General features: G+C 54.9%; 17 protein-coding genes. 10 read left to right on the top strand and 7 right to left on the bottom strand.

The features are described from left to right. The first annotated feature begins 171 nt into the window (after positions 1-171). Positions 172-2,697 carry a cation:proton antiporter gene (locus tag AC2TEL_RS20575; protein ID WP_480842996.1) on the top strand — a complete coding sequence of 842 codons (2,526 nt, stop codon included), beginning with the start codon at positions 172-174 and terminating at the stop codon, positions 2,695-2,697. Between the two features lie 559 nt (positions 2,698-3,256). Beyond that, a complete protein-coding gene (locus AC2TEL_RS20570) occupies positions 3,257-5,155 on the top strand; it encodes an adenylate/guanylate cyclase domain-containing protein (RefSeq protein WP_480906633.1) in 1,899 nt (632 codons plus the stop codon). A 329-nt stretch (positions 5,156-5,484) separates the two neighbouring features. On the opposite strand, the gene AC2TEL_RS20565 is transcribed toward AC2TEL_RS20570, so the two are convergent. After that, positions 5,485-6,039, bottom strand: a complete 555-nt coding sequence (locus AC2TEL_RS20565) for a cupin domain-containing protein (RefSeq protein ID WP_480842998.1) — start codon at positions 6,037-6,039, stop codon at positions 5,485-5,487. 155 nt (positions 6,040-6,194) lie between these two features. Between AC2TEL_RS20565 and aptA the strand changes: the two genes are divergently transcribed. From aptA to AC2TEL_RS20530, 7 genes are all read left to right on the top strand, one after another. Then, on the top strand, positions 6,195-7,517 hold the full coding sequence (gene aptA / locus AC2TEL_RS20560) for an omega-aminotransferase AptA (protein WP_480842999.1): 1,323 nt from the start codon (positions 6,195-6,197) through the stop codon (positions 7,515-7,517). Positions 7,518-7,551: 34 nt separating this feature from the next. Further along, the gene (locus tag AC2TEL_RS20555; protein ID WP_480843000.1) at positions 7,552-9,063 is read left to right on the top strand and encodes a CoA-acylating methylmalonate-semialdehyde dehydrogenase; all 1,512 of its coding nucleotides are present in this window, start codon (positions 7,552-7,554) and stop codon (positions 9,061-9,063) included. 25 nt (positions 9,064-9,088) lie between these two features. After that, on the top strand, positions 9,089-10,198 hold the full coding sequence (ald, locus tag AC2TEL_RS20550) for an alanine dehydrogenase (protein ID WP_480843001.1): 1,110 nt from the start codon (positions 9,089-9,091) through the stop codon (positions 10,196-10,198). A gap of 71 nt (positions 10,199-10,269) precedes the next feature. After that, positions 10,270-11,280 (top strand): TRAP transporter substrate-binding protein DctP, encoded by a 1,011-nt coding sequence (dctP, locus tag AC2TEL_RS20545; protein WP_480843002.1) that lies wholly within the window; start codon positions 10,270-10,272, stop codon positions 11,278-11,280. A gap of 72 nt (positions 11,281-11,352) precedes the next feature. Further along, positions 11,353-11,967: a TRAP transporter small permease gene (locus tag AC2TEL_RS20540; protein WP_480843003.1), complete on the top strand. Its 615-nt coding sequence runs from the start codon at positions 11,353-11,355 to the stop codon at positions 11,965-11,967. Then, positions 11,964-13,256: a TRAP transporter large permease gene (locus tag AC2TEL_RS20535; RefSeq protein WP_480843004.1), complete on the top strand. Its 1,293-nt coding sequence runs from the start codon at positions 11,964-11,966 to the stop codon at positions 13,254-13,256. Before AC2TEL_RS20540 ends, AC2TEL_RS20535 begins: the two co-directional genes overlap by 4 nt. Positions 13,257-13,392: 136 nt before the next feature. Beyond that, positions 13,393-13,803 (top strand): universal stress protein, encoded by a 411-nt coding sequence (locus AC2TEL_RS20530; protein WP_480843005.1) that lies wholly within the window; start codon positions 13,393-13,395, stop codon positions 13,801-13,803. 346 nt (positions 13,804-14,149) lie between these two features. Here AC2TEL_RS20530 and AC2TEL_RS20525 read toward each other — a convergent pair whose 3' ends face one another. The 6 genes from AC2TEL_RS20525 to AC2TEL_RS20500 form a co-directional block, all read right to left on the bottom strand. Then, a complete protein-coding gene (locus AC2TEL_RS20525) occupies positions 14,150-15,433 on the bottom strand; it encodes a HupE/UreJ family protein (protein ID WP_480843006.1) in 1,284 nt (427 codons plus the stop codon). Then, the gene (locus tag AC2TEL_RS20520; RefSeq protein ID WP_480906630.1) at positions 15,426-17,177 is read right to left on the bottom strand and encodes a hypothetical protein; all 1,752 of its coding nucleotides are present in this window, start codon (positions 17,175-17,177) and stop codon (positions 15,426-15,428) included. The genes AC2TEL_RS20525 and AC2TEL_RS20520 overlap by 8 nt, the downstream gene beginning before the upstream one ends. 67 nt (positions 17,178-17,244) lie before the next feature. Beyond that, the gene (locus AC2TEL_RS20515) at positions 17,245-18,060 is read right to left on the bottom strand and encodes a transporter family protein (RefSeq protein WP_480906627.1); all 816 of its coding nucleotides are present in this window, start codon (positions 18,058-18,060) and stop codon (positions 17,245-17,247) included. Between the two features lie 170 nt (positions 18,061-18,230). Then, the gene (gntH, locus tag AC2TEL_RS20510) at positions 18,231-19,379 is read right to left on the bottom strand and encodes a guanitoxin biosynthesis MBL fold metallo-hydrolase GntH (protein ID WP_480843008.1); all 1,149 of its coding nucleotides are present in this window, start codon (positions 19,377-19,379) and stop codon (positions 18,231-18,233) included. Positions 19,380-19,464: 85 nt separating this feature from the next. Further along, positions 19,465-20,058: a hypothetical protein gene (locus tag AC2TEL_RS20505; RefSeq protein WP_480906623.1), complete on the bottom strand. Its 594-nt coding sequence runs from the start codon at positions 20,056-20,058 to the stop codon at positions 19,465-19,467. Between the two features lie 75 nt (positions 20,059-20,133). Continuing rightward, positions 20,134-20,412, bottom strand: a complete 279-nt coding sequence (locus AC2TEL_RS20500; protein ID WP_480843010.1) for a hypothetical protein — start codon at positions 20,410-20,412, stop codon at positions 20,134-20,136. Positions 20,413-20,630: 218 nt separating this feature from the next. Here AC2TEL_RS20500 and AC2TEL_RS20495 point away from each other — a divergent pair, with 218 nt between their 5' ends. After that, positions 20,631-22,427: a tetratricopeptide repeat protein gene (locus AC2TEL_RS20495; protein WP_480843011.1), complete on the top strand. Its 1,797-nt coding sequence runs from the start codon at positions 20,631-20,633 to the stop codon at positions 22,425-22,427. Positions 22,428-22,670 lie beyond the last annotated feature (243 nt).

Here is a 22,670-nt window from a genome sequence, read left to right as displayed (position 1 = left end):
CCAAACCTGCCGTTCACTCACCGTGCTGGTGTCGCACTGCGGCCCGTCATTCCTGACATTCGCTGCAACTACACATTCTGGACGTGTGTAAGTTCACATTTTGATCCCACAGGGTCGATCCGGTTTGAAGGTTGGATTCCCTTAGTTCGAGTTCTCAGGTAATAGGTATTGATGGATATAGTCGTCATTACGACCATCATCACTTCGTTTTTTGTTGTAATCGGCGTGGCGGAGCCACTGGCTGCTCGGTTGCGCTTGCCTTTCAGCGTTATTCTCGCCGTCCTGGGGGTGGTGATCGGGCTTGGCGCGACCTTTTTTCTCAACACTGACCTGACGGATGCCCTGAACCCTGGGGCGCAAGCGATCATTGATCTGCCGATCCGGTCTAACGTATTCCTTTATGTTTTCCTGCCAACGTTGCTCTTTCAGGCCACACTCGGCATGAACCTTCGCAGGATGCTGGACGACTGGATGCCCATCCTGATGATGGCCGTTGTTGCAGTGATTGTGGCTACACTTTCTATTGGCTACGCGCTCAGTTGGGTAAGTACATTGCCGCTGGCCGCCTGCCTGTTGATCGGTGCTATTGTGTCGACAACTGATCCCTCAGCGGTTGTCAGCATTTTTCGATCCATCTCCGCACCACGCAGGCTGTCACGAATTATCGAGGGCGAAAGCCTTCTCAACGATGCCGCAGCGATTGCTCTTTTTGGGCTATTCATGAGCTTTGTCATGCTCGGAAGACCCGATCCCTTACTAAGTGAAGCCTTGGGGCAATTTCCTCTGTTGATCTTAGGCGGAGTACTCACCGGTTGGCTCATGGCGCGCATGGCGGTTTGGCTGATGGCTTTCGTAGACCGCTGGGAAATGGCGCAGATTTCAGTTTCCGTTGCGCTGCCGTATCTCTCTTATATCGTTGCTGAACAAAGCATCGGTGCTTCGGGTGTCATCGCTGTTGTGGCGGCAGGCCTTACTCTCAATCTGACCGGCCCCGGTCGATTGTCACCGGTCGCTTGGGCAAATCTGCAAGAAGTATGGGACCTTCTGGCGCATTGGGCCGGGGCTCTGATCTTTATTCTTGCAGCATTGCTGATACCGAGATTGTTGGAAGGCGTGCGACCGTCTGACTTTGGCCTGTTGGCTGTGGTGGTTCTTGCTGCAATACTGGCGCGGGCGGCGGTTCTGTTCGGGTTGTTGCCATTGCTCACGACAATCGGTCTTTCGCCAGCAGTGGACCGCCCCTATCGCACCGCGATGCTGTGGGGTGGGCTGCGGGGTGCCGTGACTCTGGCGCTGGCGCTGGCAGTCACCGAAAGCACGCATATTCCGCTCGAGACCAAGCGTCTTGTTGGCATCCTGGCCACAGGCTTTACGCTGTTTACGCTGATTGTTCAGGGCACAACCTTGCGCTCGGTGATCACAAAGCTGGGGCTCGACAAGCTCTCTCCGCTTGATACGGCCCTATCACGCCAGGTGGTCGCGGTCGCCTTGCAATCAGTGCGCGAGGACGTGTCCCGCACCGCAGAAAACTACAACCTGACCCACGATATCGTCAGAACCGAAGCCAAACAGTTCAGCGAACGCCTCGACGAGGCTGTAAAGGCCGCCGAAGACAGCGCTCAGATCCTTGACCGTGACCGGATCACGCTTGGCCTGATTGCACTGGCCGGTGCGGAGCGAGATTCCGTGTTAGCCCGAATGCGAGAGCGCACCATGTCGTCGGTTCTGAGTGAAAAAATTCTGTCCGACGCGGATAGACTCATTGAAGGCGCTCGGACCGGAGGCCGGATCGGCTATCAGCGTGCGTCAAATCGGTCCGTCGTCTACGGCAGGTCTTTTCGGATCGCCGTGTTTCTTCACAACCGGCTTCGAATCTCGTTTCCACTCACGCGTATTACGACGGATCGGTTTGAAAGATTGCTCATGCAACGCCTGATCCTTCGGGATCTCGATGGATTTGTCCGTGGCCGAATACGCCGGATCCACGGTCGCAGGGTTGCGGAATTGCTTGATGACTTGTTGGCGCGCCGATCCGAGGCAGTTGAAGCCGCACTTGACGGATTGCGGCTGCAATATCCGGGCTATGCCGAAAAGCTGGAGCGGCGGTTCATCCGAAGGACGGCACTGCGACTGGAAGAGCGTGAATACGCCGTCATGCGCGAGGACGGCCTGGTAGGCGAAGAACTCTATTCGGTGTTGATGCAAGAAGTGGCGGCACGACGTGCTTTAACTGAAGGGCGTCCGGTACTGGACATCGCCCTCAAAAGACGGGATCTGGTCCGGCAGTTCCCGCTATTCTCTGATCTCGACAAAGCATCACTGAGAAAACTCAGCAGAGCACTGCTTACCCGTTATGCCAATGCCGGTGACACCATCATCTCCAAAGATGAACTCGCCCGGAGTGTGTACTTCATCGCTTCTGGCGCAGTCGAAGTGGAGTTCGGCAGACACACTACGCGGTTAGGTCGTGGCGAAATGTTCGGGCAATTGGCCATGTTGTTGAAACGGCCCCGTCGCGTTAACGTGCGGGCGTTGGCTCCCTCTACACTACTTATGCTCGACGAGTCGCGTTTCCGGCGATTGCTTCGCCAAAGTGAAGCCATGCGGAATTCCGTCAGGATGAGCGCAAAAAACCGCATGATCGACCCTGCGGTACTGGACTTGGATCAGCGTGCAGGGTCTTCTGAACAATGTTAATTGTCTTGAAAGATCATCAATTGGAAAGGAGCCGCGGAAACAACGGTGTTGTCTCATGGGCGCCAGTCGGGTTCTGTTTTGTCGAAGGTCTACTCCTATCAGAGGCTTGTTCACTCGAAAATCCGTCTCTACTCTCAATATCCCGGACAATCGCCCCAGTTTCCTAACTCCAAATTTAATAGCGTCAGCCGCGAAGTGCGACTGTATGAGAAGGATGGGTACGCGATCTGTGACAGATCGGCCCAAACCAGTCATTCATCTTGCCAGGTGGTGCCGCAGTGCAGCTTTCACCGAAGCTGCCATTCGCTGCACGTGCGAGATCTAAGCGTTTCCCAAAGCCGACTGTGCACAACAAAAGGGGCCTTGGAAATCCAGAAGCCAGATGGAGCTTCCTCGTCACGGCTTCTATCGAGGCTAAAAACAATTGCTATGGGAATTTCGGAGTCCAGAAGTTGGTCATGTAGCTACCATATATCACCGAACGATGACTGCATTTTCTCTCCGGCAATGGATTCTTCGAGGCTGATACGCTAGAATCTGTAGCTAGGGAGGGTGGTCGATGGAGCGCCGCCTAGCCGCCATACTCGCAGCCGACGTTGTTGGCTTCAGCCGCCTGACTGAGGCCAACGAGGAAGAAACTGTAACCCGCCTCAAAAAATTGCGCAGCGAAATCATCCATCCGGAGATCGCCGAACATCGCGGTCGCGTTGTTAAGCTCATGGGCGACGGCGCGCTCGTCGAATTTGCAAGCGTCGTCGAGGCCATAAGTTGCGCCGTGACTGTCCAGCGCAATGTAGCCGGCTACAATGCCGAACTCTCCGAGGACGACCGCATCGAATTTCGCATAGGGATCAATCTAGGCGACGTAGTCGTCGAAGACGACGACATCTACGGCGACGGCGTCAATATTGCCGCGCGCCTCGAGGCCATGGCTGATCCAGGCGGCATCTGCATATCGGGAACGGCGTTCGACCAAGTCAAAACGAAATTTGGGGCCGGTTTCGAGTCGCTTGGCGCGCTAAAAGTCAAGAACATTGCAGAGCCAGTTCGCGCATACCGTGTGCTCTTGGGGCCGGAGGATGCAGGAAAGGTTATCGGCGTGGCAAGGCCGACGCTGGCGCGCTGGCTCCCGGCGGCATTCGCTGTCGCCATCCTGGCACTTTTGGGAGGGGTGTTCGGTATTGCGTGGCAAAAACCGTGGGCGTCCAATCAAGAACAGGTGCCAGTTGCTAGTTCAGCGCTGCCCCTGCCTGATAAACCCTCAATTGCGGTGCTACCCTTCGCAAATATGAGTGGCGACATGGAGCAGGAGTACTTTGCGGACGGGATGACCGAGGACATCATCTCAGATCTATCCGATTTCGGGCTTTTCTTTGTCATCAGTCGCAACTCCAGCTTTGCGTACAAGGACGTCTCTGTGGACATTAAGGATGCCGCACGCGAACTTGGAGTTCAGTACATTCTGGAGGGCAGCGTCCGAAAATCCGGCGACAGTCTCCGGATCACGGCCCGGTTTGTCGACGCGCTTGCGGACAAACACATATGGGCGGAGCGATACAATCGGGAGCTACAGGACATCTTTCAAGTCCAGGACGAGATCACCCGGCGTATCGTCACATCGGTCGCCCCCGAATACCTTTCCGCAGAACTTAAGCGCGCTCAGCGAATGGAAACGCGCAATCTCGATGCTTGGGACGCCTTCATGCGCGGCTACTGGCACTTACTGCGCTATACCAAAGACGACAATGCCAAAGCGCAACGGTTTCTGCGTCAAGCCATCGACTTAGAACCGAACCAGGCAAACTCTCATAGTGTTTTGGCTGTGACGTATCTGATGGACGGTTTTTTTGGCTGGAGCGAGTCGCGGGAAGACTCATTTCAGGAGGCCCTCCTCAGCGCCGAACGTGGTCTCGCGTTGGATAGTCAGGATTCTCAAGCGCTCAGGTCGATAGGGCTCGTCCACTTCTTTTCGAACAACCACGATGCCGCGCTCGGGTACTACGAGCGTGCCGTCGTCGCCAACCCGAAAGAAGCTGAAAACCTTGCTCTATTGGGGGCTGCTCTCGGGGTTGCGGGCAAATATGATGCGGCACTCGAACAGTATGAAGCCGCATTTCGTCTAAGCCCGCGCGACGTTCATATCGCGACCTGGTATGGCTATTTGTCAATTGCCGCTTTTGTGGCTGGCTTGGATGAGGAAGCTGTCGGGTGGGCGAGAAAAGCCGTTGAGGCAAACCCTCAGTTTCCGGGCGGGTATCGTACGCTGGCCGCGAGTGCAGGAAATTTGGGACAGTTTGCAGAAGCAGAAGCCGCACTCGGAAAGCTTCTGGAATTGCTGCCTCATTTAACAATCGCTCAACTTCGAGAGAACCTGCCCTATTTTAATAACACAGGCGATTTGGAGCGCTATCTTGACGGATTGCGGAAAGCCGGGTTGCCTGAAGGGACAACTGAATAGTTACGGGCAGTACAGCGGCTGCAACGGGCTCGTTCCAGAACTTGGAGACAGCGCAGCATCGGCCGAACAACAAGCCACGCTATCCTCATGGACGGCCCAAACCGGTCATTCATCTTGCTGGACGGTGCCGCAGTGCAGCGGCCCCGAACCGGTCATTCGCTGCAAGCGCGAAATCTGAAGAGAGTTCGCCGTCCGGGATCGCGTAAGAAATTCGACAAATGGCCCCTGGTTGTGAATGTCGATTTCATTTCTACATTCTAAGTTGGTCGTCGAGTTTCACCATCCCGCAAAATATTGAAAACGCTCACAAAAGAGCTCTTGTGACTCAGTCAGAACGATGAAGGTGTGCATGCGCTGATCACTTTGCACGGCGTATCACCGGCATTCCGAAACCTGTGTGGCAAAATGCTTGAGAAGTAGTACGCGTCCCCGGGGCTCAGAACCCTGGACTGCCCATCTACTGTGACTTCAAGACGACCCTCTATCACAACCGCGCATTCCTCTCCTTCGTGCGACAGTTCTGATCGGCCCGAGTCAGCACCGACATCGTACTCTTCTATGAGCATCTGAAGTTTTCTGTCACGGCGCTCACCTGCAACAAGTAAATAGGAAACTCCGGGTGATCCAAGATCGCGCATTCTTTCGTGCGGGTAATAAAACGACTCCTCGTTTTGCAATTCAAAACTGAAGAAAAAACCCAAGTTGACGTCTACTGCGGCAAGGATCTTTTTGAGAAGTGCCACGGAAGGTTGAGTTGATCCACTTTCGATTTGAGAAATCGTCCCGCTACCCACTCCCGCGCGTTTGGCCATTTCACGTTGACTGAGGCCTTTGGTCGTCCGAATCAACTTTAGACGACGGGCTGTTTCGAGATCTGATGACAAAACCGTTACTCTAGTGCTTTCTTGCTTTGGATCGAAAGCATTCTAGGGGTCCAACGATTTTTTTCAATAACTTACAGATTAAGACAAAGCCGGGTGTGCGGAAGGTCTGAACTCTGCAAGGATTTGTCATCAAATGCAAATCTGCTTCACGAGGAATGAACGTGCTCGATCAACCCAACACAATGTCATCGTTTTGGATGCCGTTTTCAGCCAATCGTGATTTCCTTCGCGAGCCCCGGATGATCCAGTCGGCCGAGGGGATGTATTACACCAGTTCCGATGGCCGCAAGGTCATGGACGGCACTGCCGGGCTGTGGTGCGTCAATGCAGGTCACCGTGACCCGCTGATCGTTGAAGCGGTGCAGAAACAGGTGCACGAGTTGGATTATGCGCCGAACTTCCAGTTCTCCCACCCTCAGGCGTTCGAACTGTCAGGGAAACTGACCGCAATGATGCCGGACGGGATGAACCATGCCTTCTTTACCAACTCGGGATCCGAGTCCGTTGATACGGCGCTCAAGATTGCCTTGCATTACCACCGGATGCGTGGCGATGGGGCCCGTACACGTCTGATCGGGCGCGAGCGTGGTTATCATGGGACCGGCTTTGGTGGTATTTCGGTTGGCGGTATCGTCAAGAACCGCATGCATTTCGGCACGCTTCTGACCGGCGTTGATCACCTGCGTCACACGCATGATCTGGAGAAAAACGCCTTCTCACGCAGTTGCCCGGAATACGGTGCGGAACTGGCGGATGATCTGGAACGTCTGGTTGCCTTGCATGACGCCTCGACCATTGCGGCCGTGATCGTTGAGCCGATGGCCGGGTCTACCGGTGTTCTCCTTCCGCCCAAAGGGTATCTGAAGCGGCTACGGGAAATCTGCGACCGCCATGGCATTCTGCTGATCTTCGACGAGGTCATCACCGCCTTTGGTCGTTTGGGGACCGCGACTGCATCGGAGTATTTCGATGTGAAGCCCGACATCATCACGACCGCAAAAGGCCTGACCAACGGCGTTATTCCGATGGGTGCGGTCATTGTATCCGACAAGATCTATGCCTCGGCTATGGAAAACGCTGATGCGCCGATCGAGCTGTTCCACGGCTATACCTATTCCGCCAACCCTGTGTCCTGCGCCGCTGCGCTGGCTACGCTAGAGAGTTACAAGCAGAATGATCTATTCCGCCGCGCTGCATTGCTGTCGCAGCCCTGGGAAGATCAACTTCACAGCCTCAAAGGTCTGCCGAACGTCATCGATATCCGCAATCTGGGATTGGTGGGCGCGGTTGAGCTGGCACCACGAGAGGGTGCGCCAGGTGCAAGAGGCTATGATGCGATGAAACGGGCCTGGGACGCCGGAATAATGATCCGTGTCACCGGAGACATCATCGCCTTGTCGCCACCACTGATCATCTCGGAACCCGAAATAACGACACTCTGTCAAACACTTGGAGAGGTATTGGCTGACCTGCCATAACCCCTGACTTCTAACCCCAAAAAGGACTGACATCATGAAAGATGCATCCCCGATCGCTTTGATCGGCCACTACATTAATGGCCAAATCACTGCTCCTTCCGGTGAGAATACTCAGCCTGTTTTCAATCCCGCAACCGGTGCGCAAACCGGCGAAGTGTCACTGGCGACTGTACAGACAGTGAACGACGCGGTGACCGCTGCCAAAGCTGCGTTCCCCAAGTGGTCGAACACGCCTCCGATCCGCCGTGCCCGCCTGATGAACAACTTCCTGGCCCTGGTGCGCGAGCATAAGGACGAGTTGGCCCGTGCCATCACGGTTGAGCACGGCAAGGTGTTCACCGACGCCCAAGGCGAAGTTGAGCGCGGCATTGATATCATCGAGTTTGCCTGCGGCATTCCGCAACTCCTCAAGGGCGATTACACGGAACAAGTCTCCACTGGCATGGACAACTGGACCACGCGTCAGGCGTTGGGTGTTGTCGCCGGGATCACTCCCTTCAACTTCCCGGTCATGGTGCCGATGTGGATGTTCCCGATCGCCATCGCCGCAGGCAATACCTTTATCCTGAAGCCGTCGCCGACCGACCCGTCAGCCTCGCTGCTGTATGCGGATCTGATGCAGAAGGCCGGTTTCCCCGACGGTGTGTTCAACGTCGTTCAGGGTGACAAGGTCGCCGTGGATGCGTTGCTGGAAAATGACGACGTCAAGGCCGTGTCCTTCGTCGGTTCGACACCGATCGCCAACTATATCTACGAAGGCGGTGCGCGGCACGGCAAGCGCGTTCAGGCGCTGGGTGGCGCAAAGAACCACATGCTGGTGATGCCCGATGCCGATATGAACAAGGCAGCCGACGCACTGATCGGCGCGGCCTATGGCTCGGCCGGAGAGCGCTGCATGGCGATCTCGGTTGCCCTGCTGGTTGGCGATGCCGCCGACAAGCTGATGCCGGTCCTGAAAGAACGCGCCGAAACCTTGAAGGTCAAAAACGGTCTTGAGCTGGACGCCGAGATGGGTCCGATTGTCACCGCAGCCGCGCGGGACCGGATCAAAGGGTACATCGACTCTGGCGTCGAAGAAGGTGCGGACCTTCTGGTCGATGGCCGCGACTATACCGTCGAAGGCCACGAGGAAGGCTATTTCCTTGGCGGCACCCTGTTCGACAACGTCACCCCCGACATGAAGATCTACAAGGAAGAGATCTTCGGCCCGGTTCTGTCCTGCGTCCGCGTCTCGAGTTTCGCGGAAGGTCTGCAACTGATCAACGACCACGAGTTCGGCAACGGCGTGTCGCTGTTCACCCGCGACGGCAATGTAGCGCGTGAGTTCGGCAAGCAGGTTCAGGTCGGCATGGTCGGCGTCAATGTTCCGATCCCGGTTCCGATGGCCTGGCACGGCTTTGGCGGCTGGAAGAAGAGCCTGTTCGGAGACATGCACGCCTACGGCGAAGAGGGTGTGCGTTTCTACACCAAGCAGAAATCCATCATGCAGCGCTGGCCCGAGAGCATCTCGGAAGGTGCCGAGTTCGTCATGCCGACGGCAAAATGATCATCCGATCCAAGGAGTGAAGAACATGTTCATCGGTGTTCCCAAGGAAATCAAGAACCATGAATATCGGGTTGGCCTGACCCCCGAAAGCGTCGCGGAACTGGTCTCGCATGGTCACAACGTCATCGTAGAGACCAATGCCGGGACTGGCATTGGCGCAGATGACGACGCCTATCGGGCTGCCGGAGCCGAGATTGCTGCAACTGCAGCCGATATCTTTGCCAATGCAGAGATGATCGTGAAGGTGAAGGAACCTCAGGCCGTGGAACGCGCCATGCTGCGTGAAGGTCAGATCCTTTATACCTATTTGCATCTGGCCCCCGATCCAGAGCAGACCAAAGATCTAGTCAACTCGGGCGCGGTCTGTATCGCCTATGAGACCGTCACCGACGACAATGGCGGTCTGCCCCTGCTGAAACCGATGAGCCAGGTTGCCGGTCGCATGTCGATCCAGGCCGGGGCCAGCGCGTTGGAAAAGGCCAAGGGCGGTCTGGGCGTATTGCTGGGCGGCGTGCCTGGTGTGAAGCCGGGCAAAGTTGTGGTCATCGGCGGTGGCGTTGTTGGTTTCAACGCGGCCCAGATGGCCGTCGGCCTGCACGCGGACGTGACCATTCTGGACCGTAACCCTGCAGTTCTGGAGAAGCTGGAAAACCACTTCGAGGCCTCGGCCAAGGTTGTCTATTCAACCAAAGCTGCACTGGAGGAAGAAGTCACCAATGCAGATCTGGTTGTTGGCGCGGTTCTGATCCCGGGCGCTGCTGCGCCCAAGCTGGTCTCGCGCGAGCTGATCTCGAAAATGAAACCCGGTGCGGTCGTCGTGGACGTGGCGATCGATCAGGGTGGCTGCTTTGAAACGTCCAAAGCCACCACGCACGCAGAGCCCACCTACGTTGTCGACGATGTTGTTCATTACTGCGTCGCCAACATGCCGGGCGCAGTCGCCCGAACGTCGACTTACGCGCTTAACAACGTCACCCTGCCGCACGCTCTGGCCATTGCCAACAACGGCTGGAAGCAGGCGCTTGCAGACAATCGTCACCTGATGAACGGCCTGAACGTGGCCCACGGTAAGGTGACGTACAAGGCTGTGGCCGATGATCTCGGGTACGAGTTCATCGCCCCGGAACTTTGCTGACACCAGCAAATCGACGCCCGCTCCAGCACGCCGCTGGGCGGGCGTTACTCGTCAAACAGGAGGAGATCTCGATGAGTTTCAATAAGTTTACCACAGGTATGATGGCAGGCGCGCTGGGTGCCCTGATGTCGACAGCAGCATTCGCGGAAGACATGACTCTGCGTTTTGCCGGCGTGTTCCCGATCGATCATCAGGGTACGAAGATGATGGAGCAGGTCGCAGCGGATGTTGCAGCCGCGGATGTCGGCCTGAAGGTCGAGGTCTTCCCTGCAAACCAGCTGGGCTCAGGTGAGGCGCTGTTCGAAGATGTTGCACGTGGCAATATCGACTTGGCCTCGGCATTTATCTATGCCGACACCGATCCGCGTCTTGAGTTCCTGTCCATGCCGTTCCTGCTGGGCGGTTGGGATGACATGGAAAGCACCCTGCTCAACATGGATTCCGAGTTCAACACCATCCTGCAAGAGATCACCGACGAATACGGTGTCCGCGTCATGGCGCAGAACCCCGAAGGGTTCATCGGCATCGTTGCGTCGCAAGAGCCCGAGAACTGGAACACCTTTGACGACAAGGGCATGAACATTCGTGTCTGGTCGTCCAGCGTCGTGAAATCGATGGTTGAAGAACTGGGTTACCAGGCGACAACCATGGCATGGGGCGACATCTTCCCCGCACTTCAGGCCGGTATTGTCGATGGGGCCATCTGCTGCACCAAGACCGCGACCTACTCGATCTTCGCAAAGTCGGATGTTGGCACTCACTTTGTCGAGTACAACTCGATCTCGGAACTGACAACGTTCTATGCGTCGCAGCGGACACTCGACAAGTTGAACGACGAACAGCGTGCCGCACTGCAGGCCGCAATGACCAAGGCGTCCGAAGACTTCTTTGCCTACAACCGCGAGAACGACGAAGTATTCGGTCAGAAATTGCTCGACAAAGGCTACACCATCCTGCGCCTGAGCGATGAAGAACAGGCTGCAATGGCCACTCATGTTCAAGAAACGGTCTGGCCCGCGATGGCACAAAATGTCGGTCAGGACATCATTGACCGCCTGCTGGCAGCTAAAGAACAGCAATAAGCAACGAAGAAAAGGGCCAGCAAATCAGTTGGCCCTTTTTTCGTCTCTAGCTCAACAAAGGGAGGGAGAAAGATGTCTAGTTCAGAAACTGAGCGTCCATTGGTCGTCGAAAGCGCAGAACAAAAGAGCTCTCAAAAAATCACCGATGAGCTGCCGGTTGCTATTGGGTATCCGTTGAAGGCAGTAGCCTTTGTCATGAGGCAGATCGTCATGTTTGCCGGTTTCCTGATGGCTTTCACGTTTGGGGCCGTTGTTGTCATCCGGTACGGATTTGGTGGCGATCTCTTTGCCTATGAAGAATGGCTTCTGGGCATCAGTATCATCGGCTTTTTTGCAGGCGCAGTGTTGGCCTCTGCCCGCAACCTGCATATCAACGCAGACATTCTTGGCATTGTGATCCAAAACCCTCGGTTGATCTGGTGGCGCGGCTTTGTCGTCCTGACCGTCGAGATCCTGGTGATCCTATTCCTCATGTACGCCTGTTACGTCTCGTTGCTTGATGACTTCTCATTCCCGCGGCTGCGCGCAACCCCAGTGCTGCGCATTCCGTTTGTGACCTGGCGGATTGCGATCATGATTGCCTTTGGCCTCATGGCGACGTTCACGGCGGCATATCTGTACGTGCATATCCGCAAGGGGCTCGGGCTTCCACTGAGATCAGAAATGCAAAAAGGAGAGACCCAATGATCATCGGAGGAAGTCTCCTAATCGTCTGCTTTATGCTGCTGTTGGGCGTCAGCGTTTATGTGGCATTCGGATCGGTTTTGATTTTCATCGCCCTTGTCGGAGATCAATCCATCACCGGCTACTTGCCCACCGGTTCTACAGGTATCCGCTCACTTGTACTTCTGGCGATCCCACTCTTCATGATCGCCGGAGGCATCATGGAGAAAGGTAAAATCGCGGCCCCTCTTGTCTCTCTGGCTGAAATGTTCATTGGCCATATCAAAGGAGGACTGAGCGCGGCTGGGGTGTTGGCCTGCGGTGTGTTTGGCTCCATTTCCGGTAGTGCCAATGCAACGCTGACCTGTATCGGCGGCATCATGATGCCCCACCTGAAAAAGGCCAACTATCCGGGTGGGCAATCGGCGGCTCTGATCGTGGCGGCCAGCCCCTTGGGTCTGTTGATTCCACCGAGTTCGTCTCACATCCTTTATGGCTGGGTTGCACAGCAGCACGTACTGAAGTGCTTCTTGTCCACGGTCATTCCGGCGATCATCCTGATCACCCTTTTGATCGTCGTAAATCAGTTCATGCTTCGGAAGTATGACGACATAAACCTGACGGAACGTCCTAAACCATTTCTGCCGACATTCGGAGTACAGGCGCGCCTGGCCGGGCCTGCGCTTATGATGCCACTGATCATTCTGGGCGGAATCTATGGTGGTATCATGACACCGACTGAAGCCGCCGGTATCGCAGTGGTCTACTCGATCCCAATTGCGATCTATTTCTATCGTGGCCTGACCTGGAAAACACTGGCTCAGACCATCCAGAATTCCGGTGTTACGATTGGTGTGGTCATGGTCATGATCTTCATGGTTCTGATCGTGTCGGACAACCTGATCTCGCAGGGTGCCCCTCAGTTGGCCAAAGATCTGGTCTACTCCGTGTCTGACAACCCGATTGTCATCCTTCTGATGATCAACGTGGTGATGATCCTGATCGGGATGTTGATGGATGATATCTCGGGCTTACTTCTGGCGACACCGATCCTACTGCCCATCGCGCAGAGCACCGGCATGGATCCGATCCATTTTGCGGCCGTGATTGGCGTGAATCTGGGAATGGCGAACATCACCCCTCCAACTGCGCCACTACTCTACCTTGGAGCTCAGGTCTGTGATGAGCCGGTTTCGCGCATGCTTTGGCCGACTTTGATCTTCATAGCCTTTGCCTGGCTTCCGACGCTGATGCTGACGACTTTTGTACCAGAGTTGGCCCTCTTCCTACCCGACCTCCTGCTCAGCAGATAATGGACGGAAAGCACAAAAGCCCAAGACGGAACAGCACGCACCCCATTTTTACGGTTGGGGTGCCTGGTCTCCCAAAGAAGACGTTGGAGAGACTGGTTCACAGCAGAAAACCGGAATCTAAAAACAGAGGTTCGAAATGTACAAAAACATCCTAGTCGCGCTGTCTCTCGAACACGGCATCAGTGATCACGCACTTTCAGCGGCACACGCCCTTGTGTCGGAAGGTGGAAAAATCACTGCCGCGCACATCCATGAGCCCCCAAACAGACAGATAATGTACTATATGGATGAAGGGATCGCAGAAAAATCTTTCCAAAAAGCAAAGGTGCGTTTAGCCGAGCGCTTAAAAAACGAAACTGAGGTTTCTTCTGTCTTGATCGAGAGTCAATCGGCTGGGCGGGCGATCACCGAGTATGCAAACAAACATGGCATAGATTGTATCGTCCTTGCTTCGCACAAACCTGGGATGAAAGAGTTCTTTTTGGGTTCAACAGCCGCTCTCGTCGTTCGACACGCTCAGTGTTCGGTGCATGTACTCCGTCTGTGACGCTGGCGCCTGCAACATATCAGTAACTTTGCCCTGTGAAATCTGCGGTGATAAGCACGTCTCACTGCGACCAAGGTCTGCAATGGCGCACCTACCAGAATTTCGCTTTGCGGTATTTGAGAGGTAGGGCTCACCGCAAACCTCGGCGGCAACGCGGCATCTTGTGATATCCTCTTTCGTCAACGTCGGGTTGTCGTTGTGGGCGGGCATGGCGGATCGGAGGATCAGTTATGGAAACACCAAACTTACCTGCCATTCGCGCGCTTCGCCCAGCTTGGAACAAGGGGCGCATCGTCGGTCAGAAACGGCCGTTAAAAGGCTCTTGCTTGGCGTCAGTATCTTAAATTTAGCTTAGTAGCATCTCCAGAAAGTCTATTCCGCGCACAAAAGTCCACCAGCTTGCAATCGTTCCGCAACCAATCGCAATCGACACCCTTAGCGACATCTCCGGGGTTGGGCCGAACCTTGCAAAAAGGGACAAAAGCGGCCAAGTCACCAGGACAATTGCCAGTTGACCAACTTCAACGCCGAGGTTGAAAGCCAATAGGCTCTGCCAGATATTCGGAGACGTTACCTGCAGAATTTCGTGCAAAACGAAACTGAAGCCGAGACCGTGAAGGAGGCCCATCAGGACGGTTATAACAAAAACCTTTCTGTTGGTGTCGATATCTGAGCCGCCCTCCAACACTGCCAGAAAAGCCGCATAGATTATGGACAAAGCGATACCCGTTTCCACGAATGGGACAAACCATGCGCCCGATGGCACGTAGCCGAAGAAGCCAAGCGACAAGGTAACGCTGTGACCAACTGTAAAGCCGGTGACCCGCCATAAAAGCGCATGTAATCCGTGCGCTCCGATGACCAGGCAAATAACAAACAGGACATGGTCGATGCCCTCCAGAATGTGGCGCACCCCCTCCCAGACAAAGGTAATGATCCCCGCCATTCTGGATCTGGAGACCTCGATCGGGTCCTTCATCAGTCCCCGTGTTCGAAAAATCAATGGATCGCTAACACCGTAATCCAGGATAAGGTTCGCGGTGATATCCTGGTCTGGCAAACCGGGATTAAGAAGGCTGGATAGGGTGTAGGCCGAAGGTGCCTGCCCGAAATTGTAGTGTATTACAGTATCAACAACCACGTCGCCGACATAGGCAAGCGGATTGTCCTGCAGGGTTGAGCCTTGAGATACAGCGTGTTTGGCTTCATTCAACGTTGCAAAGCCAGGTTCTTCGCCCACACGATGAAGCGCAACAGATTCAACATTACCAGGAACATGCGTTTCCCGGGTCTTTAAGACTGTACCGGATTCAGCGATTTGGCCGAGCCCAAGCGGGTCTGCGGCGATTTTGGCGGGATCAACAAAGTGAACCACGCGGCCATACTCAAAAGCATTGGTCGTAAATGGTGCAGCTGAGGGAAGACCGCCCTCGATTGGTTCGCCAGTCTTGTCCGCGACAAGATATGGCATCGGCACGCGCATAAAGATGCGGAGCCCGTCATTTGTGTGCTCAACATGGAAGATCCGCACATTTAGGTTCAGAAGAAAATGCGCCTGGCTTGCGACCGCAGAGACGATCAGACAGGCGGTTACACTAACCAGCAGGATATTTCGCAAACGATCAGACATCTGGCGAACGTGCCTCCAACACTGTGATGGCGGACAGGGCCCAGTTTCCTCGGTCGGGCTGGAACTCTACCCGGGCGCGATACTCCACGCGCCGACGGTGATCATGACCCCAATGGCCGGCCTGCGCGTCGACGCGCCACTGCACGACGCCTTCGAACTTTCCTCTGCGGGTTATGTCGCCGTCGACAATGACGACATTCGTGACGTCGACGATTTGCGCACGCCCGCCGCCGGGCACCCGGATCGTCAAACTGGTTTCCAGCTCAGCAGCCACATCAGAGAGCGATGCGCCCATGACGATCGGTGCAAGCGCCAGTTTCCTCTCTTCGGAAGATACTTCGAGAGCGGCTACATATGTGTTGGTCAGAAGACGGGATAATGCACTCGTCACAATCTGTGTTTCAGATTGGCCAGAGATCGGGTTTAGGACCGGAATTGCGTGTTTCCCTGAAAAAGCGATGCCCGCAATAAGAGATATTGTTGATAGCGCCACAACGCCTATCCATGTCAATGTCCTGGATGATCGGAACGCGATCACGACTGCGCCCACGAACAGGGCAACGGCCAACACTGTCCACGACGGAATAACCAAGATGCCCGCAGCTTGAACAGGCGTGACTTCGGGGTTGTTGTATCGTTTCAGATGGTTGGTCCATGTGACAACAGGCTCGTCCGGTGATGCCCAGGCGAAGAACGGGCCGGCAATGTCTGTCAGCGTTATCGGGACTTTCTGAATCGCATCATCAAACATCTCCCAGTTGATCGATGCAGTAGTCGGCAACTCCGAGATCGGATAGGTCAGTATCACGCCGACAAACGTTGAATCGGCTATGAGCATTGGATGGCCTTCAACGACTTGAAACCCTCGCTCTCCTAACGTCAGAAATGTTCCACGAGCCGAATTAGGTGAGACGGCATTTCCCGAGATACTCAGCGAATTACGAGTTTTGAACGCCTCTAACGCGGCGGTTAGAACCTGCGACTGAAGCGCGGGTTCCAGCCTGATACCCGTTGCAAACTCTTGGTCAATCCACGGTGCGAGTTCCCGAACCCGGATGAGGATTTCGTGCCGAACCTCTCGCGACGTCACATACAGAAATGAAGTTGTCCCACTTTGTGACGGACGATTGAGATTGGGGTTCGCGAACGCCGTAATCCACGGGTCGGGCCAACTGATCGCCAGTTGCATGTCTTTCTTCAGAAAACTGAACCGAGTCACTGGGACGTGGCGATCGAAAACCATGAACCCTATTGTAGCTGCAGGCGAACCATCAATGGCAAATGGAGGGCGAATGCTCAGAGTTTCGGGCCGCGCGCCCTCGAAACTGTAGAACACCTCAAGATACATAACGTCCAGGTTTTCAGGTGGGCCGGGGATTGGCTTTCCGGTAAGGGGGTCGGTCTTTCCGGCAAAAGGCGAGGCCCGGTCTATTCTCTGACGGTGTTCCATACGTATCACGTCAAACGGCAACGGTTTCCCGTCAGCACTCGCGATCACAGGGCTTTCCGGATTCTCACCGAGTGACTGATGAAACTTGGCTGGTGTGGCAACGGATGCCGTTACGAGCTTCAACTGAAAGGCGTGTTCGAAAACCTCCAAATCCTCGGGGTAGATTTCCAGTTCCAGACGAATGCCCTCGTCTTCAATTCGGAACACAGCGATATTTTTGGCGACTTCTGCCCCGCTGTACGGGATCACATCACCCTTGACGGCGGTCGCAAGGATGGAAACCGTGAGTGCCACCAGCAAACGACTGATATAAATTAATAATCTCTCCATTGTTCAAAGAAACGGTACAACGTCTCCTCTTTTATTTCCGCGGATACACAAGTGTCGCAGACAGCCGAACCCCCCAACCATCGGGGCCGGAGTCTAGAGAAGCCAGGTAGTAACGCGCGCCTGCCTGCAGCGACACGCGCTGTTCCCCAAACTTGACAAGCTTAGAAATCATGAGGTTCACCGGCGCGGTCCACTCGTCCGTGGTCCAGTCATAGGTGGATTCGGAATTCACCGTGTAAGTCCAAGCGTCCTTGGTGGTGTGCGCCAGGAAGGGTTGAAGATAGGTTGAATTGATGTCGTCGCTTTCGAATGACCAGATATGGTTACCCAGCCCACCGATGGTCCAGGGCCCCTCCTGAACCAGTATGACACCAGTGATCCCGCCGCCCCATTCGCCCACGCCCAGTTCACGGTTACTGGATGTCGGCAAATAGAAGATGGGACCGACACCCCATGTAAACGACGATTTGGTTGGGCTGAACCAAAGGCTGACCGTCGTATCGCCGATACCCTGGTTGCTTCCGGACGTGCCGACAACATCGTTTTGCCATTTGTATGGAATGATTGTCCGGGTGATTAGGTTCAGATTATCTGTCAGGGAAAAAGGTATGACAGGTTGAATGTTCAAAGTTGTCTGATTGCCATCTTCGCTGCCGTAACCGGTGTCGTAATTGAACTGGAACGGAACCGAGATCAGTGACGCCAGCGGGTTCGACAATTGTTTAGCCAGTTCGGAGTCGTCTGCTGCAGCGGCCGGACTGATAGCCAGGGCGGTAAAGACGACGGGCAAACATACTCCTACCGAAATCGGTTTGGTTATCAGACATTTGGCGGGGGCGATCATCAATCAATTCTTTCCTTGGTACGACTACCCTCATGAATTCGGTCAGAGGCGTATCGACCTTTGGTTCTTGGGTTCAGCTGGGTGTCTTCGTTGCGAAATTTGGGGCGTAGCAAACACTAAGAGGTGATTAAGAAGGGCGCGCCCGGCCGGTGGGTGCGCCCTTGGCAACCGGACTATTTGTCATCCGGCATCTTCGGCGGAGTGTAACCCTTCCATTTCCCGGCCAAAACTTTGTCGGATGGTTCCTTTTCCTTGGACCGTGGCGCGTCGATATAGGCTTGCGATACGGAAGGGGGCAGCGCGTATTCGTCCACCGATGCTTCTCGTACCACGATCTTGTCTTTGGTCACGTTGATGACCGTCAGGTCTCGGGCCAGTGTCAACTCACCGTCATACGTTGAACGGATGCCCTCTAAGATCGCCTGATAGTTTTCCGGCGACAATACGGAGTGGTACCCCATGGCGTGGCGCGGTTTGACCTCGGCCATGACTTTCCCAAAAGCTGCCGGTTCGGTATGAACGCGCGTTGAAACATATGTGGCTTGTCCGAGGCTCCAGCCGAAATAAGGCGCCAGTGCTTTAGGCGGCAGGAATGCCTCATGAGTGGCGAGATCGGCACCTTTAGCGTATTTCACGTACCATTTGTTTGGATATGTATCGCCACCGAACACGTACTTCAGCCCGTTCCATTCCAGCGAATAGCTTACCGATCCATCCAAACTATGAATTGCCGGCCAGGACCGGATCGTCACGCCATTTTCCTCGTAGACAACCTCGTTTTCTTGCATGTAGTCGAATTCGGTGACTTCAATCTTGGCTCCATCATCCGGCAATGCGCCAGTGCGCCCGTCCAGATCCCAGGCGTAGGCGGCCTTACTGTTTTCAACGAAGGCCTTGATGCCCATTTCCGGAGTCGATCCGGTGGGACCATAAATCCGTAAAGGAGTGTATCGACCCGACAGCCAACTGCCGATGTGCAGCCCCATGAAGTCGCCGACATGATCGACATGCAGGTGGCTGACGAAAACTTTGTCAATTTTCGAAAAGTCTGGCCGAAGGGAAAATAGATTGCCCATCGAGCCCATTCCGATGTCGAACAGGAATACGTCGCCATTGCCAAGTTCAACGAGAAACGAAATGGATACTGCAGCCTTGGTTTGGTTCGGCATTCCGGTCCCCAGTGCGGTGATCCGCATTTCTTCGGTTCCCAGAATCTCGGTATTCGGGAAATAGCTTGCCGGATACTCTTCGTCGCTGATCTGCGTGGCGGTCCGGCCGGTCGGCAGGTTTTCGGCATGAGCTGCGGCGGCGCCAAAAGACATTGCCAAGGTTGTGCAGACAAATGCCAATTTGTGAAATCTTCTACCAATGCAATAAAACATATTCTCCTCCATCATTTCTCTGGTCTCAATTGCAAACGAGGCCGGGCCCGCAGTTGCAAAGATCGTTCGGGTTATCGGGGTTGTCGGCCGCGCAGTGACGAACCTCGCGGCGGTCGTGCCGGCGATGCACGCCTGCCACCGATCCCGGCGACATTGGTCGACCGAAATGGTCGATGAACAACGTGCCCGGGCCTGTTGCTTGTGGTATGTCACCCTTGATGACCTTGACGCCGGGATAGGTCATCGTTCCCTGATCGTTCAGTGGCCGTCGCGACAACTCCACGACCACATCAACAGGCGGTTCACCATCCGCAACGATGGTCAGTAAGGCGTTGGGCGGGTCCACGGCAAAGCTGTCGTCGCCTTGGGACACCATGTCCAGAAAGCCCTGTATGCTTTGCACGCCCGCATACCGAACCGGCCTGTCACAGAAGAATGTGACGATCGGGCTGACATCTGTCATCGTTATCGTGTCAGCGGTCATCGACACTGAACCGGCATTGTGCACGAACAATGCCTTGCACTCCTGGCCATCATCGTCTTGCGCCTGTGCGATGGACATGAAGCCGAGAACCATGGGAAATACGAAGAATAGCGTCTGGCAGGTTCGTTTAATCATTCCCGTCTCCTTGCTTGTTGGAATTCAGGTCACGGCGTCGGACAAGCTGCCTGTTCGGGCGACCGTCGTGCCGCTTCAGTGGTGATCTTGTGCCTTGGGTCTGACCTTGGCCAAGCTCACGTATTCCATCAGTTCGAGCCTCAGATCTTCGCAGATCTGATTGTATTCGGTCGCTCGGGCTCGCCCGTTTTCTCCTTCAGCTTGAAAGCTGTGAAAGGCGGTCACTGCCTCGCCGAAGTCACGGCAAATCGCCTGAAACTTTGGATCGCTCCGCGACAAAGACACGATTGTGAATTCATCGTTGGGCGATTTTTTAACCAATTCGGAACATCCGGCAGCAAGAAAGTTTTCCACTTGCTCCCCTCCCGTCAAAGGCCATTGGCCGTCAGTGAGAATCTGTTTCCACGGTCTGTCTGCCCAGGTACTCCCTGGAGACACCAGATTAACATCCGGGGGCTGCGGACTGGGGTAACGAACATGTTCTGAACGTGTTTTGGACCTTAAAAATTCTTGTGTTTGAATGTAATACTGGACGCGGCCCGTTTAACCCGGGTATCGTTAGGTTAGTTTGGATGGAACGAACACAGCCGACAGATACTTCGATGGAAAGTCAGTTATCCGAGCGGAAGTCAGCGCCGCCTCTGGAACAGGCGGCCATAGACGAACAGCTCGACCGTATGTTTGAGAGTTCTCAGTTTGGTGCAAATGATCGCCGACGCGCGTTCCTCAAATACATCATCGATGAAACACTGGCCGGACATGCTGACCGGCTGAAGGGCTATTCGATTGGCGTTTCCGTTCTGGGCCGATCCGAGGATTTCGACGCGACCTCAGATCCGGTTGTACGCCTTGAAGCGCGACGCTTGCGGCGCGAGCTGGAACACTATTACCTGACAGATGGAAGCAATGATCCCTTGGTGATTACCATTCCCAAAGGGTCCTATGTGCCGTCGTTCGAATTTCGGGATGTAACTTCGGCGCCTTCCGACAAGCCAGATCGGACAGGCCAGCGCGGCAGAAGCGGCTGGCGGGCTCCGAACTGGGTCGTATTGCTTTTGTTGACGCTGTTGATGGCCGTGACAGCTTTCATGCTGTTCCAAAGTTTCGAAACTGAAAGCCTGTCTACCGATCAGACGACCACGGACAATGACCTTTGGGGGGATTTACCTGTCGTTGCCGTGATGCCGTTCAATCCATTGGGAAACAGCGCTGTTACATCCGTAGCTGCCCGTGGCATCGCCGAGGATATTACAACAGATCTGGCGCGGGTGCAGGGCTTGCGCGTGATCTCGTACGCATCGACAGCCGAACTGTCCGACGGAGCCGTCGACCTGATCGACGAAGGACGCAATCTGGGTGCGACCCATGTTTTGAGGGGCAGCCTGCAGACCATGTCAGATGGCTATCGGCTAAACATCGGCCTCGTTGACGTAGACAGCCGGGGCGAAATTTGGGCTAAACGGTTCGACTATAAAACGACAGATCGGTTCGAAACTCAGACCGAGATTTCGCGCGAGATCAGTTCGACCTTTTCTATCGAATTGTTCCCCGAACTGACTTCGAGTATGGAGGATGCGCGATGGACACGCCGGGATGCCCGGATCCTGTACCAGCAGGCGTTGGACATCATTCACCCGCCAAGCGACCCATCGCGTTTTGACGCCGCACACACCTTGTTGCAGCGTGTAGTGCGGTTGGAACCGAACGCCCCGCACGGTTATGCCGGTCTGGCCTTTGCGGAAGCGCACAGAACTTGGTTTGGACTTGCTGCAAACACGGATGAAACACGGGGTCTGATCAAACAATATGCTGAAAGCGCGTTGGAAAAGGATCAGGCAAATGTTCGCGCACTTTTGACCTTGGGTATTCTCGAAATCTTGATGGGCAATCCGCAACCCGCAATTGATTTCGGTGAACGAGCAGTCGAGCAAGAGCCGAGCTCAAGTTTGGCTCATGGTTATTTGGGAATGTTCCTCCTGTACGCTGGCAAGCCAGAGCAGGCAATAACACCGTTGCAGCGAGCGCTAAGCCTTGATCCCCTCAGTATTCGAATACCCTATAGGAACATTCTGGGCGTTTCTCAATTCCACGCTGGAAACTATCGAGAGAGTCTGGCCACACTGCAGGAAAACCTGGATCTCGAAGGGCCGTTCGGTCCCCATATGATGGTCTACCAAGCCGCCGGAAATGCTGCGATCGGGAAAATCGACCAAGAAACGGAAATTCTCGAAAGCCTCGCGGCTATAATCGCCGAAGGCGAGACCTTTCCGCTCAGACGGTGGTTGGAGAAGGTAATTTATGATCCTAAAATGATGCAGCCTTTGCTGGACGAGTACGAAAAGGCCAAAGCGCTGGCAGACACTCGGTAACGGCCAGCAGTATTGCGTGGGTGTGTTTTGGCGACCTCTGCATTCGTGATCTTGTGTCCGGTTCAAGGGCAATTGTCGATCTATTTTGCATATGCCGCGAATGGCAGCTTCCCGCCGATTCTGTTGAAAAACAACGTGTTGCTGGCGCAGAATGGGATGATTTGAGCACGGCGCGAACGCCTTTTTGGTCAGGCTTTTCGCGTTTGCTGCGGTGCAGGAATGATCTTGGCCAATTTGCGGAGG

The organism is Ruegeria sp. HKCCD9138, assembly GCF_057220975.1.
This window is presented reverse-complemented; position numbering and strand designations above follow the sequence as displayed.

Coding starts and splice junctions, on each gene's coding strand:
- AC2TEL_RS20575 (WP_480842996.1), top strand. CDS start 172: ATGGATATAGTCGTCATTACGACCATCATCACTTCGTTTTTTGTTGTA.
- AC2TEL_RS20570 (WP_480906633.1), top strand. CDS start 3,257: ATGGAGCGCCGCCTAGCCGCCATACTCGCAGCCGACGTTGTTGGCTTC.
- aptA (WP_480842999.1), top strand. CDS start 6,195: ATGAACGTGCTCGATCAACCCAACACAATGTCATCGTTTTGGATGCCG.
- AC2TEL_RS20555 (WP_480843000.1), top strand. CDS start 7,552: ATGAAAGATGCATCCCCGATCGCTTTGATCGGCCACTACATTAATGGC.
- ald (WP_480843001.1), top strand. CDS start 9,089: ATGTTCATCGGTGTTCCCAAGGAAATCAAGAACCATGAATATCGGGTT.
- dctP (WP_480843002.1), top strand. CDS start 10,270: ATGAGTTTCAATAAGTTTACCACAGGTATGATGGCAGGCGCGCTGGGT.
- AC2TEL_RS20540 (WP_480843003.1), top strand. CDS start 11,353: ATGTCTAGTTCAGAAACTGAGCGTCCATTGGTCGTCGAAAGCGCAGAA.
- AC2TEL_RS20535 (WP_480843004.1), top strand. CDS start 11,964: ATGATCATCGGAGGAAGTCTCCTAATCGTCTGCTTTATGCTGCTGTTG.
- AC2TEL_RS20530 (WP_480843005.1), top strand. CDS start 13,393: ATGTACAAAAACATCCTAGTCGCGCTGTCTCTCGAACACGGCATCAGT.
- AC2TEL_RS20525 (WP_480843006.1), bottom strand. CDS start 15,433: ATGTCTGATCGTTTGCGAAATATCCTGCTGGTTAGTGTAACCGCCTGT.
- gntH (WP_480843008.1), bottom strand. CDS start 19,379: ATGTCTTTTGGCGCCGCCGCAGCTCATGCCGAAAACCTGCCGACCGGC.
- AC2TEL_RS20505 (WP_480906623.1), bottom strand. CDS start 20,058: ATGATTAAACGAACCTGCCAGACGCTATTCTTCGTATTTCCCATGGTT.
- AC2TEL_RS20495 (WP_480843011.1), top strand. CDS start 20,631: ATGGAACGAACACAGCCGACAGATACTTCGATGGAAAGTCAGTTATCC.